Genomic DNA, 13,853 nt, shown 5'->3' on the forward strand with positions numbered 1-13,853 from the left:
GTTCCTTTCGATGAAGAAGAGAGGTCAGGCGAGCGCGGCGGCGCGGTAGCGCGGGGCCGGCTGGGCATGGGCGAGGTCGGCGGCGATGGCGCGACGCTCGGCGTCATGCGCTTCCCAGCGGCCGTCCTGCTGGAGCGGCGGGATGGTGACGAGCTCGCCCAGGTCGAAGCCGGCAAGGGCGGCATCGACCATGTCGGTCGCGGCCATCACCTTGGGGCTCTCGGCATAGGCGCCGAAGCCGGCGATGTCCCAGAACTCGGTCGCCGTGCCGCCGGGCAGCACCGCCTGGACGCGCACGCCCTTATCGGCCAGTTCGTGGTGCAGGCTCTGCGAGAAGGCGAGGACATAGGCCTTGCTGCCGCCATAGACGCCGTTGAGGATTTCCGGGCCGATCGCGACGATCGAGGAGATGTTGATCACCGCCCCCGCGCCGCGCGCCACGAAGCCGGGCACCGCGGCATAGGTGAGCCGGGTCAGCGCGGTGACGTTCAGGTCGATCATCGCTTCCATCTTGTCGATGTCGCTGCCGAGCAGCGGCGTGACCGAGCCGAAGCCGGCATTGTTCACCAGCAGGGTGATGCTGGCATTGTCGCGCAGGATCGCCTCGACGCGGCGCAGGTCGGCGGGCACGCCCAGATCGGCGGCGACGACGTTGACCGAGCGGCCGGTTGCGTCGGTGATAGTGCGGGCGACCTCCTGCAGCCGCTCCTGGTTGCGGGCGACGAGGATCAGGTCATAACCGCGCCGTGCCAGCCGGTCCGCGTAGATCGCGCCGATACCGCTCGATGCGCCGGTGATGACGGCGGTGCCCTTGGAATTCGCGTTCATGTTCAGTCTCCCTTGAAAGGCCTCGCTGGCCATGACGTTGTTCTAGGCTTGTCGTTCTCCGTCCGAAATGTCATAAACACGGCGATTTCGGACATTGGATGACACGTATGCGCAAGGTCGGTTTTCTGATTCACCCCGGCTTCTCGCCGATGGGATTCGCGGTCGCGACGGCGTTCGAGATCGCCAATCTGCAAGCGGGGGCGCCGGTCTACGCGGTCCACATGCTGTCCGAGCGCGGCGGCCCGGTGCGCACCTCGGTCGGCTTCCCGGTGATGACCGAGGCGCTCGACGCCGAGGATTATGACCTGCTGCTGATCGGCGGCGGCATGGAGGAATCGAGCGCCGAGACGATCGCCTTCGTCCGCCGCGTCGCGGAACGGGCGCGCCGCGTGGCGGCGACCTGCACCGGTGCGTTTCTGCTGGCCGAGGCGGGCCTGCTCGACGGCCGCCGCGCGACGACCCACTGGGCCCGCGCCCGCGAGCTGCAGGAGCGCTTCCCCGCCATCAAGGTGGAGGAAGACCGCATCTTCATCGCCGACGGCCATGTCTGGACCTCGGCGGGCATGACCGCCGGCATCGACCTCGCGATCGCGCTGATCGAGGAGGATATCGGCATCGAGGCGGCGCGCGGCGTCGCCCGCAAGCTGGTGATGTACCACCGCCGCACCGGCGGGCAGTCGCAATTCTCCGCGCTGCTCGAGCTCGAGCCCAAGTCCGATCGCATCCAGACCGCGCTCGCTTTTGCCAAGCGCAACCTCGCCCAGCGGCTGAGCGTCGAGGATCTGGCGGAAGTCGCGCATCTCAGCCCGCGCCAGTTCAGCCGGGCGTTCCAGGCCGAGACCGGCCAGTCGCCCGCCAAGGCGGTGGAGCACCTCCGGCTGGAGGCGGCGCGGGCGATGATGGAGGATTCGAACCACTCGATCGACGTGGTCGCCCAGCAAACCGGCTTCGGCGACCGCGACCGGATGCGCCGCGCCTTCCTGCGCGCGTTCGGCCAGCCGCCCCAGGTGATCCGCCGCGCCGCGCGGCCGGGCATGTCGATCGCCGCCTGAGCGTGGTGGAATGGAGCGGGATGCCGGCATGGCCCAGGCTGTACCCGCGCCATGCCCCGTCTTCCGATCATACCCGGGTATCACCGGGCACAGACGGCCGTCTCAGGGCTGCGGGATGACGACCAGTCCCTTGCCCTCGGCCGCCATCGCCGCCTGCACGGCGGGCCGGTCGTTCACATCGGCAAGGAAGCGTTCGAGCTGCGGCAGCTTCGCCACCTCGAACCCGAAATAATAGGCCCAGCCCGCGATCACGAACAGATAGGCGTCGGCGGCGGTGAAGGTGTCGCCGGTGAGGTAGCGCCGCCCTGCCAGTGCCGCATCGGCGATGGCGAGCCGCTTGAACAGCCGGTCCCGCGCGAAGGCCATCGCCTCCGGAGAGAGGGCCCAGCGCAGCGGGATATAGCCCTTGTGCAGTTCGGCGGCGACGAAGCTCTGCCACTCCATCACCCGGTAGCGCGCCATGCTGCCCGCCTCGGGCATCAGATCCTGCCGGCCGGCACGGTCGCAGATATACTGCGCGATCACCATGTTCTCGGTGAGGCTGGAGCCGTCGTCGAGTTCGAGCAGCGGGACCATGCCGCGCGGCGCGACGCCACGATAGTCGCTGCCGTCGGGCCGGGTCTTGGCGCTGACGTTCACCACCTCCAGCTCGAACGGCAGGCCGACTTCGCGCAGCAGGATATGGACCGAGAGCGAACTCGCGCCGGGATGGGTATAGAGCTTCACTTTATCTCCGCGCGTGGCTGGGTTTGCGCCTGTTCGAGGCTGGCGAGCAGCAACAGCAACTGGCCATTGGAATATCCGGCGCGGCGAAACAGCGCGACATCCTCGTCCGCCAGCCGCACGCCGCCGATCTGGGCACACGCGGCGACGCGGCTCAGCACCTCCAACCGATCGACGGCCATGCGCCGTACGCGCGGGCCGCCGAACAGCCCGCGCAGCAGCGCGCCCAGCCGGAACAGCCCGCCGCGCGCCTCGACGCCCTCCTGCTGGCCGATCGCGATGGCGAGCCATTCGAGCGGGGTGAAGCCGCAGCGGCCCGTGTCCAGCCCCGACGTCCCGGGCACGAGACCCAGCGCCTCGGCATAGGGGTGCGCAGGACCTTCGAAGCGAAGCTGCGGGCCGTGCATCATCGGGTGCCTCCTCCGGCTGCGACTGCGGGTTGGTGGAGCTTGAGGATCGTCGCCTTTGCGCAGTTCCGAAATCGTACGATCGGCCAAGCGGGGCATACGGCCGTATGGCTGCGCGCAACCTCCCGCGCGGGTAGCGTCGGCGGCATACTCAACCCGGCTTTCCAGAGGGGCGCATGCTCGAGCTATCGATCAACGGCGAGGCGCACCACGCCGACGTGACGGCGGACGTGCCGCTGCTCTGGGTGCTGCGCGATGTGCTGGGCATGACCGGCACCAAGTTCGGCTGCGGCATCGCCCAGTGCGGCGCCTGCACCGTGCACCTCGACGGCCAGCCCGTCCGCGCGTGCCAGCTGCCGGTCGGCCTGGTCGGCGCGCGCAAGATCACCACGGTGGAAGGCGTCGGCGCCACGCCGGCCGGGGCTGCCGTGCAGAAGGCCTGGCTCGACCTGGACGTGATCCAGTGCGGCTATTGCCAGTCCGGCCAGATCATGTCCGCGGCGGCGCTGATCGCCAGCACCCCCGCCCCCAGCGATGCGGACATCGACGCGGCGATGGCGGGCAATATCTGTCGCTGCGGCACCTATGTCCGCATCCGCGAGGGCATCAAGAAGGCCGCGGCGGAGCACCACGCATGAACGCCGTCGCCCCCACCCGCCGCCAGCTGCTGCGCGGGATGGCCGCGGGCGGCTTCGTCCTCGCGGTCGGCCTGGCCGGCGGGCAGCTCGCCGTGGCGGGCGACGACGCCCATGCCGCGGCCTTCGCGCCCGACGCGTTCATCCGCATCGGCACCGATGGCGCGATGACGCTGATCATGCCGCAGGTCGAGATGGGCCAGGGCATCTACACGACGCTCGCCATGCTGATCGCCGAGGAGCTGGACGTCGATCTCGCCACGGTGACGCTGGCGGAGGCGCCGCCGAGCGACGCGCTGTACGGCAACCCGCTGTTCAAGATCCAGATGACCGGCGGCTCGACCTCGGTCCGCGCCTATTTCCTGCCGATGCGCAGGGCCGGCGCCGCCGCCCGCGCGATGCTGGTACAGGCCGCCGCCGCACGCTGGCGCGTCGATCCGGCGAGCTGCACGACCGAGGCGGGGCAGGTCCGCCACGCCGCCAGCGGCCGGTCGATCGGTTATGGCGCGATCGCCGGCGCCGCCGCCCGGCTCAAGCCGCCGGCCGAGCCGGTGCTGAAGGACCCGAAGACCTTTCGCCTCGTCGGCAAGCCGCACCACCGGCTGGACACCGCGCACAAGGTCGACGGCAGCCTGAAATACGGCATCGATGTGATGCCCGAGGGCGTGAAATTCGCCACGCTCGCCGCCAGCCCGGTGCTCGGCGGCAAGGTGGCGCATGTCGACGACAGCCAGGCCAGGGCGCTTCCCGGCGTCCGCCAGATCGTCGTGCTCGACGATATCGTCGCGGTGGTCGGCGACCATATGTGGGCGGCCAAGCAGGGCCTGGATGCGCTCGCCATCACCTGGGACGACGGCGCCAATGCCGCCGTCTCCACCGAAACGCTGTGGCAGGGCCTGCAAGCCGCCGCGGCCCAGCCCGGCGTCGCCGCCACCAAGGCCGCCCCGATCGACGCCACTGGCGAAGACGTGGTTTCGGCGCAGTACGAGATCCCGCTGCTCGCCCATGCGCCCATGGAGCCGATGAACTGCACGGTGCACGTCAAGCCCGGCGCCTGCGAGCTGTGGGTCGGCACCCAGGTCAGCACCAAGGCGCAGGGCATCGCCGCCAAGGCGCTCGGCATCCCGCCCGAAGCGGTGACGGTCAACAACCACCTGATCGGCGGCGGCTTCGGCCGGCGGCTCGAAGTCGACATGGTCGAGAAGGCCGTCCGCGTCGCGCAGAAGGTCGACGGCCCGGTCAAGATCGTCTGGACCCGCGAGGAAGACATCCAGAAGGCGATGTATCGCTCGCTCTATGGCAGCTGGATGAGCGCCAGGCTGCAGGACGGCAAGCCGGTCGCCTGGGAGCACAAGGTCGTCGGTCCGGCGGTGATCGCGCGCTTCCTTCCCCCGGCCTTTACTGGCGGCATCGACATCGACGCCGTCGACGGCGCGGTCGAGACGCCCTATGTGCTGCCCGACATGGCCGTCCGCTATGTCCGGCACGAGCCGGTGGGCGTCCAGACCTGCTTCTGGCGCGGCGTCGGGCCGAACAACAACGTCTTCTCCACCGAATGCTTTGTCGACCTGCTGGCGAACAAGGCGGGCACGGACCCGCTCGACTATCGCCGCAGCCTCACCGATCCCAAGGGTCGGGCGCGGCACGTGCTCGATCTCGCCGCCGAAAAGGCCGGCTGGGGCACGCCGCTCCCGGCACGCTCGGGGCGCGGCATCTGCCTGCAATTCGCCTTCGGCAGCTATCTCGCAACCATCGCCGAGGTCGCCGTGGCGGACGACGGCACGGTGCGCGTGCAGCGCCTCGTCACTGCGGTGGATTGCGGGGTCACCGTCAATCCGGACGGGGTGATCGCGCAGATCCAGGGCGGGCATGTGTTCGGCCTCTCCGCGGTGCTCCACCAGCAGATCACGCTGGAAAAGGGCCGCGTGCAGCAGAGCAATTTCCACGACTATCGCGTGCTGCGCATCGACGAGATGCCGCAGATCGAGGTCCATCTGGTCGCCAGCGCCGAGGCGCCGGGCGGCATCGGCGAGCCCGGCACGGTGAGCGTCCAGCCGGCGGTGGCCAACGCGGTCTATGCCGCGACCGGCGTGCAGCTGACTCGCATGCCGATCGATCCCGCTCTCATCGCACGAAAGGCCTGACATGGCGATCCGCACCCGCACCGTCGCCCTGCTCCTGGGCGCTGCCGTGGTGATCGGCGGCGGCGCCGTCGCCGGCCGCATGCTGTTCCTCCCCGGCCCGCTCGACTTTGCGGGCGGCACCAGGGTCGCGCTCGCCGACTATAAGGGCCCCTCCCCCATCGGCGTGCCGGCCAAGCTGGCCCATGCCAGCCTGATCGAGAAGGGCCGCTACCTCACCGACGCGGCCGATTGCCGCGCCTGCCACACCGCCAAGGGCGGCACGCCCTTCGCCGGTGGGCGGCCGTTCAAGCTGCCCTTCGGCACGCTCTACACGCCCAACATCACGCCCGACAAAGCCACCGGCATCGGCAACTGGACCGACGCGCAGTTCCTCCGCGCGGTGCACCAGGGCATTTCGGCGGACGGCACGCGGCTCTACCCGGCCTTGCCCTATGCCTCCTATGCGCTGATGCCCGATGCGGACGTGCTGGCGATCAAGGCCTATCTCTTCTCGCTCCAGCCGGTGCGGCAGGCCAACCTGCCCAACAGCTTCACCTTTCCCTACAACCAGCGCTGGCTGATGGGGTTCTGGGGATATTTCTTCAACAAGGACAAGCGCTTCGAGCCGATCGCCGAGCGCAGCCCGGAATGGAACCGCGGCGCCTATCTGGTCGAAGGCCCGGCGCATTGCGGCGAATGCCACACCCCGCGCACCCTGGCGCAGGCGATGAATACCCGCCAAAAATTTGCTGGCGGTGCGGCCGAGGGCTGGAATGCCTACAACATCACCGGCGACCGCACGACCGGCATCGGCGCGTGGAGCAAGCCGGAAATCGAGGCCTATCTCGCCACCGGCCATGCGAACGGCCGCAGCGTCGCCTCGGGGCCGATGCGCGAGGCGGTGGATCTCAGCTTCTCCAAGCTGACCAAGGGCGACATCGCCGCCATCGCCACCTACCTCCAGACGATCCCGCCGATCCACAGCGCCCGCCTGGGGGCTCCTGCCGCATTCGCCGCCGCATCGCACGCACAGGGGCCGGCCGACAACCCGATCGGCAAGCGCGTGTTCGAGCAGGCCTGTGTCAGCTGCCATGCCTGGAGCGGCAAGGGCGCGCTCGTCGCCGATGCCCAGCTCACCGCCAAGAAGGCGGTCAGCGACCCCACCGCGGCGAACGTCGCGCTGATGGTGCTGCAGGGCACCGGCCCGCAAACCGCCGGCCGCCCCTACATGCCGGGCTTCGCGCGCAGCTACAGCGATACCGAGATCGCCGCCGTCGCCAATTACGTGACCGCGCGCTTCGGCACGATGCCCTCGAAGATCGCGCCCAGGGACGTCGCCAAGCTCCGCGCCGAATAGGTCCGCACCCCATACCCCGGTAGGGGCATCCGGGATTTTACGGAGAGCGGCCGATGCGATATGCTTCGTTTCGTTGCTGCAACGCGCCGTTCGGGCCCGCTCCAGCAGGAGAATGGGAATGCTGGCATTGCGAGAAGAGCGCCCCGCCCCGACAACGTTGAAGGCAAGCCAGATCTTCGTCGTCGACGACGACGCGATGCTTCGCGAAGCCCTGGTCGACCTGTTCGGATCGGTGGGGCTGCACGCCGAAGCCTTCCCATCCACCCGCGCCTTTCTCGACGCACCGCGCCGCGACGTGCCGAGCTGCCTCGTGCTCGATGTGCGCATGCCCGAGGAAAGCGGCCTCGACCTCCAGCGCCGGATGAACGACCAGGGCTTGCGCATCCCGATCATCTTCATCACCGGCCACGCGGATGTGCCGATGTCGGTGCGGGCGATGAAGCTGGGCGCGGTCAACTTCCTGCCCAAGCCGTTCCGCGACCAGGAATTGCTCGACGCCGTGGGCGAAGCGCTCCGTCAGGATGCCGAGCAGCGCGCCGCCGAGGCCGACACCGCCGAGTTGCGCAAGCTCGCCGAGCGGCTCACCCCGCGCGAGCTGGACGTGCTCAAGGCGGTTGATCGCGGCCTGCTCAACAAGCAGATCGCCTATGAACTCGGCATCGCCGAGATCACCGTGAAGATGCACCGCAGCAGTGCCTTCCGGAAGCTCAAGGCGACCACCGTGGCCGACATGATCCAGAAGGTCCGCGCGCTCAATCTGCGCTGAGCGGGGCGGCTACCAGCCCCTGCATACCTCCGTCTAGTGCGTCCGATCCCCTGCCGCCTGCTACACCGTTTCCGGCCCGCAACGGGCAGGAATTCGGAGAAACATCATGCACATGCTGGATTGGAACACCTATCGCGAGCAGGTTCTGGCGGGGGTCGGCAGCCTCGGCAAGCTCACCCCCGACACGGTGCGCGGCTATGCGATGATCGGCGGTGCCGGCGCCAAGACCAACCATCTCGACGCCAAGACGCGCGAACTGATTGCGGTCGCCGTGGCGATCAGCCTGCGCTGTGACGGCTGCATCACCGTCCATACCGACGCCGCACGCAAGGCGGGCGCGACCCAGGAGGAACTGGCCGAGGCGCTGGGCGTGGCGATCGGCCTCAATGCCGGTGCGGGCCTGGTCTATTCGACCCGCGCGATGGACGCCTTCGCCGCCGCGGGAGAGTGAGCGGGCGCTCCCCTCCCGCGCGCGGGAGGGGAATTACCCCCGCCCGGCCTCGTCCAGTTCGGCAAAGGCTTCCTCGCTCAGCCGGATCGCGGCGGCGGCGACATTTTCCTCGAGATGATGAACCTGGCCGGTACCCGGGATCGGCAGCATCACCGGGCTGCGTTGGAGCAGCCAGGCCAGCGCGATCTGCCCCGGTGTCGCACCATGGTCTTGCGCGATCCGATCGAGCACTGATCCCTTTTCGGTCAGCTTGCCCGCCGACAGCGGATACCAGGGGATGAAGCCGATTCCCTCGCGCGCGCAATAATCGAGCACGTCCTCGCTGCTGCGGTCGCCCAGATTGTAGCGGTTCTGCACCGTCGCCACCGGGAACACCGCACGCGCAGCCGCGATCTCCGCCACCGTCACCTGGCTGAGGCCGGCATGGCGAATGACGCCTTCTGCCAACAGCCGCGCGATCGCATCGAACTGCTCGCCCGCCGGCACCTTGGGATCGATGCGATGCAGCTGCCAGAGGTCGATCGTCTCGACCCCGAGCAGCTCGCGGCTGCGATGCGCTTGGGCGATCAGATAGTCCGGATCGCCATGCGGCGCCCACTGGTCCGGCCCGGGCCGCTTGAGCCCGGCCTTCGTGGCGACGAACAGCCCGTCATAGGGATGCAACGCCTCGCGGATCAGCGGTTCGGAGATGTCCGGGCCATAGGAATCGGCGGTATCGATGAAATTCACGCCCAGCGCGGGCAGGCGGCGCAGCGTCGCCAGCGCGGCCTCGCGGTCGCGGGGCGGCCCCCACACGCCGGGCCCGGCGATGCGCATCGCGCCATAGCCGAGGCGGACGACCTCCCTCTCGCCGCCGATCTTGAAGGTGCCGGCCGCGCGCGTGTCCGGGGTGCGAGTATCGGTCATGGCTCAAAAGCTCCTTGCGACATTGACGATGCGCAACTGGGTAAAGTCTTCCATGCCCTCGTGCCCGTTCTGCAGGCCGAGCCCGGATTCCTTGGCGCCGCCGAAGGGCACGTCATAGGGCAGCGACATGTGCCGGTTAACCCATACCGTGCCGCTCTGGATCCGCGAAGCGACCGCGATGCCGCGCGCCACGTCGGCGGTCCAGATCGAGCCGCCCAGGCCGAACGCGCTGTCATTGGCCTCGGCGATCACCTCCTCCACGCTGTCATAGCCGAGTACCGGCAGCACCGGGCCGAACTGCTCCTCGCGCACCAGCTTCGCCGTACGCGGCAGGTCGCGCACGATCGTGGGCGCGATGAAATAGCCCCGGCCCAGCGCCTCGCCGCCGGTGAGGATGGTGCCGCCCTCGTCGCGGGCACTCTGGATGAAGCCGAGGACCTTCTCGAACTGCATCCTGTTCTGGACCGGCCCGATGGTGGTGGCGGGATCGAGCCCGTCGCCCAGCACTGCCGCGCGGGCGAGCGCCGCCAGTCCATCGGCGACGGCATCGAGCATGGACGCAGGCGCATAGATGCGCTTGGCGGCGTAGCAGACCTGGCCGGCATTGATCATCGCGGCGGCGAAGATGCGCGGCAGCACCACGCCCAGATCGGCATCGTCGAGAATGATCGCGGCATCGTTGCCGCCCAGCTCCAGCGTGAAGCGCTTCATCGTCTCCGCCGCGCTGGTCAACACCTTCTTGCCGGTCGGCGTCGATCCGGTGAAGCTGATGTGCGCGACGTCCGGATGGCTGGTGAGCAGCGGCCCCAGATCATTGGCGTCGACCAGCGTCTGGAATACCCCGGGCGGCAGGATGGTGCTGGCGATCTCGCCGAGCAGCAGCGTCGCGAGCGGGGTGGTCGGCGCCGGCTTGGAGATCACCGTGTTGCCGGTAATCAGCGCCGGGCCGAGCTTGAACGACAAGAGCGTCATGGGCCGGTTCCACGGCGTGATCGCCACCACCACGCCCTGGGCATAGCGCTGGCCGACGATCCACTCCGCTGCGGTATCGCGGCGGACCTCGTCTTCCAGCCGCTGGTCGGCGAAGTGGCGGATCGCGCCGGCCGCGATGCCCACTTCGCGGCGACATTCGGCGATCGGACCGCCGCGCTCGCGGGTCAGCACCGTGGCAAGTTCCTCGACCCGCGCGTCGATCGCGTCGGCCAGTGCATGCAGATAGGGCCGGCGGCCGTCATGGCCGAGCGCTTCCCAGCCCGGCTGGGCGGCCCTGGCGGCGGCGATCGCCTGCTCGGCCTGCGCGACGCTAGCGCGCGGCGCCCGGGCGAACACGGCGCCGGTGGTGGGATCGATCACGTCGAGTTGCGCGTCGCCGGCGACCAGCGCGCCGTCGATCAGCAGGTATCGGGCGGCGGCGGGATCGGACATGGGCATCGGAGAGCCTCGTCATTAGGATTGGGATAAGCCCGATCTGGTACGCCGCACCGACAAGCCGGTAGCCATACCGCAGTATGCGCGGCAGAAACGCGCCCCCGGCGCTCGGCGCCGCATACTCGGGTATGGGTTGCTCGCAGCGCAGAAGGGTCGAGAGGTGGCAGGGTGAGAGGTCGACAAGAAGGTATTCCGGGTGCGTGACGTTCCACTCGTCTCCATTGTCGACGACGATGCCGGCGTTCGCGAAGCGCTTGCCGATCTGTTCGAAAGCAGCGGGATGCGCATCTGCAGCTTCGCGTGCGCGCGGGACTTCCTGGAGGCGGACGTCGCGAGCCGATCGCACTGCATCGTCAGCGACATCCAGATGCCCGGCATGAGCGGGATCGAACTCTCGCGCCAGTTGCGCGCGGATGCCATCCAAACCCCGATCATCCTGATCTCCGCCTACGCGAGCGACCCGATCCGCCGCAGCGCCGAGGCCATCGGCGTCACGTGCATGCTCGCGAAACCGTTCGATCCCGTGGAACTGCTCACCTGTGTAGAGGCCGCACTTTCCGCAGGGTGACGGTTCCCGCGACGAAGGATAGCGTCCCGAATACCCGCGTATACTGGTCCGGCGACGGCCTGCCGCATAGCCTTGCGCGGTCGGGCGGCATTGCCCCTGCCCCCCCGCCGCCCGACACCCCTTCACCGGTCCGCCTCCCCTGCTCCTACCCGCGTATGATGGCGCGGTGGTCCCCCGTCCCTAAGCTTGGGCGAAACCGCAAGGGACCCCCATCATGCACAAGCTCGCCGCCGACATCCTCGACGCCCATGGCGGACTCGACCGCTGGAAGCGCCACGACCGCCTCACTGCCCACCTGGTCCAGGGCGGCGTACTCTGGCCGCTCAAGGGCCAGGCCGGCGTGCTCGACGACACCAGCGTTACCGTCAGCCTGCGCGAGATCCATGCATCGCACGCGCCGTTCGGCACGATTGCCGCCCGCTCGGACTATCGCCCGGACCGCGTCGCCCTGCTCGACGCCGCCGGTGGCGCGATCGAGGCGCTCGATCAGCCCCGCGCCTCCTTCGCCGGCCACACGCTGGAGACGCCCTGGACGGCGCCGCAGCTGGCCTATTTCGCTGGCTGCGCGATGTGGACCTATTTCAACATGCCGTTCCTGCTCGCCTGGGACGGCGTGGAAACCGACGAACTGGATGTCTGGGAAGAGGACGGGCAGCGCTGGCGCCGCCTGCGCGTGCAGCTTCCGCCGACGATCGTCAGCCACAGCAGCGTCCAGACGCTCTATATCACCGATGAGGGACTGATCGCCCGCCACGATTATGATGTCGAGATCGCCGGTGGCACGCCGGGCGCGCATTACCTGACCGACTATGTCGAGGTGGACGGCATCCGCCTGCCCACCCGCCGCCGCATCTATCCGCGCCAGCCGGACGGGCAGCGCGTGCCGGAACCGCTGGTCGTGTCGATCGACATCGACCACTACGTGTTCGGCTGAGCCATGGCGGACGCGGACACGACCCTCAGGCCCGAGCCCCCGGTCCATGCGCGCGAGGAACAGATCTTCCCGCGGCTGGCACCGCCGCTGATCGATCGCATCGCTGCCTATGGCACGGAAGAGTCGCCCGCGTCCGACACGCTGCTGTTCGGCCGCGGCGACCGCGGACCGGATTTCTTCGTCGTGCTGGACGGTGCGATCGACCTGTTCGATGGCGAGGGGGGCTATGTCCGCAGCTATTTGCCTGGCCAGTTCAGCGGCGAGCTGCATCTGTTCAGCGGCCGCGCCTCGCTGCTCGACGGGCGCGCGGCGCCGGGCACGCGGCTGCTCCGCCTTTCGCCCCAGGCCTTTCGCAGCATGACCTCGGCCGAGCCCGATATCGGCGAGATCGTCATGCGCGCCTTCATCCTGCGCCGTGTCGACCTGCTCGCCACCGGCTTTGGCGGCATCACGCTGGTCGGCTCGGCCGAGGATCCCGAAACGCACCGGATCCGCGCCTTCCTCACCCGCAATGCCCACCCGCATCGCTTCATCGATCTGCGCGACCCCACCGCGCCCGAAGCGCTGACCGCCGCCGAACTGCCGGCGGTGCTGCTCCCACACGGCCAGGTGCTCTCCCGCCCCTCCGCCACCCAGCTTGCGGACCTGCTCGGCCTGAACGCCAGCCCGGCAGGCGACACGACCTATGACCTGGTGGTGGTCGGCGCCGGACCAGCCGGTCTTGCCGCCGCCGTCTATGGCGCGTCCGAGGGGCTCTCCACCTTCGTCGTCGAAGCGGAGGCGCCGGGCGGGCAAGCCGGCACCAGCAGCCGGATCGAGAATTATCTCGGCTTCCCCACCGGCATCTCCGGCCAGGCGCTTGCGGGGCGCGCGATCACCCAGGCGCACAAGTTCGGCGCGGTGCTGCGCGTGTCGCGCCGGGCGGAGCATCTCGATTGCAGCAGCCGTCCGTTCCGCATCGCGCTCTCGGGCGGCGAGACGGTTGCCGCCCGCGCGGTGGTGATCGCCACCGGCGCGCGCTACCGCAAGCTCGACCTGCCGAACTATGCCACGCTGGAAGGCCGCGGCATCTACTACGCAGCGACGCCGATGGAAGCGCAGCTCTGCGCCGGTGCCGAAGTGGTGGTCGTCGGCGGCGGCAACTCCGCTGGCCAGGCGGCGATGTTCCTGTCGCGCAGCTGCGCCAAGGTGCACATCCTGGTGCGCGGCCCCGGCCTCGCCGCGACCATGTCGGACTATCTGGTCCAGCGCATCGCGAGCAGCGCCAATGTCGCGCTGCACCCTTTTTGCGAGGTAACCGGCGTCGAAGGGACGGACTTCCTCACGCGCCTGCGCTGGCGCGATTCCGCCAACGGCGTCACGGAAACCCGCGACGTTCGCGGCCTGTTCGTGATGATCGGTGCCGCGCCGAACACCGAATGGGTGGCAGACTGCCTGCCGCTCGATCCTGCCGGCTTCGTGCCGACAGGCGTCGATTCGGACGGGCGCCCCCTCGCCTCGCCCTATGCGACGATCCTCGACGGCGTCTTCGCCGTGGGTGACGTGCGCGCCGGATCGGTGAAGCGGGTCGCATCGGGCGTCGGCGAAGGTGCCGCCGTGGTCTCGGCCGTGCACCGGTACCTCGCCGGTTGAACGCCCCCATGGTCCTCGGGTCGCCCCGGTGATAGCAGGGGCA

Annotated in this window: 14 protein-coding genes; 9 read left to right on the forward strand and 5 right to left on the reverse strand. The window is 69.2% G+C overall.

Going from position 1 to position 13,853, the window contains the following annotated elements; translation table 11 throughout:
• Positions 1-24: 24 nt before the first annotated feature.
• Positions 25-828 carry an SDR family NAD(P)-dependent oxidoreductase gene (locus SAZ01S_RS13970; RefSeq protein ID WP_084582885.1) on the reverse strand — a complete coding sequence of 268 codons (804 nt, stop codon included), beginning with the start codon at positions 826-828 and terminating at the stop codon, positions 25-27.
• Positions 829-935: 107 nt separating this feature from the next.
• On the opposite strand from SAZ01S_RS13970, the gene SAZ01S_RS13975 reads away from it, so the two are divergent.
• Positions 936-1,880, forward strand: coding sequence for a GlxA family transcriptional regulator (locus tag SAZ01S_RS13975; protein WP_084582886.1), 945 nt, complete (start codon positions 936-938; stop codon positions 1,878-1,880).
• Between the two features lie 102 nt (positions 1,881-1,982).
• Here SAZ01S_RS13975 and SAZ01S_RS13980 read toward each other — a convergent pair whose 3' ends face one another.
• Both SAZ01S_RS13980 and SAZ01S_RS13985 read right to left on the reverse strand, forming a co-directional pair.
• Positions 1,983-2,606, reverse strand: coding sequence for a glutathione binding-like protein (locus SAZ01S_RS13980; protein WP_084582887.1), 624 nt, complete (start codon positions 2,604-2,606; stop codon positions 1,983-1,985).
• The gene (locus tag SAZ01S_RS13985) at positions 2,603-3,013 is read right to left on the reverse strand and encodes a hypothetical protein (protein WP_084582888.1); all 411 of its coding nucleotides are present in this window, start codon (positions 3,011-3,013) and stop codon (positions 2,603-2,605) included. Before SAZ01S_RS13985 ends, SAZ01S_RS13980 begins: the two co-directional genes overlap by 4 nt.
• A gap of 173 nt (positions 3,014-3,186) precedes the next feature.
• On the opposite strand from SAZ01S_RS13985, the gene SAZ01S_RS13990 reads away from it, so the two are divergent.
• The 5 genes from SAZ01S_RS13990 (at position 3,187) to SAZ01S_RS14010 (ending at position 8,342) form a co-directional block, all read left to right on the forward strand.
• Positions 3,187-3,648 (forward strand): (2Fe-2S)-binding protein, encoded by a 462-nt coding sequence (locus tag SAZ01S_RS13990; RefSeq protein ID WP_084582889.1) that lies wholly within the window; start codon positions 3,187-3,189, stop codon positions 3,646-3,648.
• Positions 3,645-5,789: a xanthine dehydrogenase family protein molybdopterin-binding subunit gene (locus SAZ01S_RS13995; protein WP_084582890.1), complete on the forward strand. Its 2,145-nt coding sequence runs from the start codon at positions 3,645-3,647 to the stop codon at positions 5,787-5,789. Before SAZ01S_RS13990 ends, SAZ01S_RS13995 begins: the two co-directional genes overlap by 4 nt.
• A gap of 1 nt (position 5,790) precedes the next feature.
• Positions 5,791-7,125, forward strand: a complete 1,335-nt coding sequence (locus SAZ01S_RS14000) for a c-type cytochrome (protein WP_084582891.1) — start codon at positions 5,791-5,793, stop codon at positions 7,123-7,125.
• Between the two features lie 118 nt (positions 7,126-7,243).
• Entirely contained in the window at positions 7,244-7,891 is a 648-nt protein-coding gene (locus SAZ01S_RS14005) for a response regulator transcription factor (protein WP_084582892.1), read from the forward strand.
• Between the two features lie 106 nt (positions 7,892-7,997).
• Complete coding sequence (locus tag SAZ01S_RS14010; RefSeq protein ID WP_245824867.1) at positions 7,998-8,342, forward strand: carboxymuconolactone decarboxylase family protein; 345 nt, start codon at positions 7,998-8,000, stop codon at positions 8,340-8,342.
• Positions 8,343-8,375: 33 nt separating this feature from the next.
• Here the strand turns inward: SAZ01S_RS14010 and SAZ01S_RS14015 are convergent, their stop codons facing one another.
• On the reverse strand, positions 8,376-9,248 hold the full coding sequence (locus tag SAZ01S_RS14015; protein ID WP_084582894.1) for an aldo/keto reductase: 873 nt from the start codon (positions 9,246-9,248) through the stop codon (positions 8,376-8,378).
• A gap of 3 nt (positions 9,249-9,251) precedes the next feature.
• The gene (locus tag SAZ01S_RS14020) at positions 9,252-10,679 is read right to left on the reverse strand and encodes an aldehyde dehydrogenase family protein (RefSeq protein WP_245824869.1); all 1,428 of its coding nucleotides are present in this window, start codon (positions 10,677-10,679) and stop codon (positions 9,252-9,254) included.
• A gap of 193 nt (positions 10,680-10,872) precedes the next feature.
• Between SAZ01S_RS14020 and SAZ01S_RS14025 the strand changes: the two genes are divergently transcribed.
• From SAZ01S_RS14025 to SAZ01S_RS14035, 3 genes are all read left to right on the forward strand, one after another.
• A complete protein-coding gene (locus SAZ01S_RS14025) occupies positions 10,873-11,244 on the forward strand; it encodes a response regulator transcription factor (protein WP_084582896.1) in 372 nt (123 codons plus the stop codon).
• 214 nt (positions 11,245-11,458) lie between these two features.
• Positions 11,459-12,178, forward strand: coding sequence for a hypothetical protein (locus SAZ01S_RS14030; RefSeq protein ID WP_084582897.1), 720 nt, complete (start codon positions 11,459-11,461; stop codon positions 12,176-12,178).
• Between the two features lie 3 nt (positions 12,179-12,181).
• The gene (locus SAZ01S_RS14035) at positions 12,182-13,810 is read left to right on the forward strand and encodes an FAD-dependent oxidoreductase (protein WP_084582898.1); all 1,629 of its coding nucleotides are present in this window, start codon (positions 12,182-12,184) and stop codon (positions 13,808-13,810) included.
• Positions 13,811-13,853 lie beyond the last annotated feature (43 nt).

The organism is Sphingomonas azotifigens NBRC 15497, assembly GCF_002091475.1.
GTDB lineage: Bacteria > Pseudomonadota > Alphaproteobacteria > Sphingomonadales > Sphingomonadaceae > Sphingomonas > Sphingomonas azotifigens.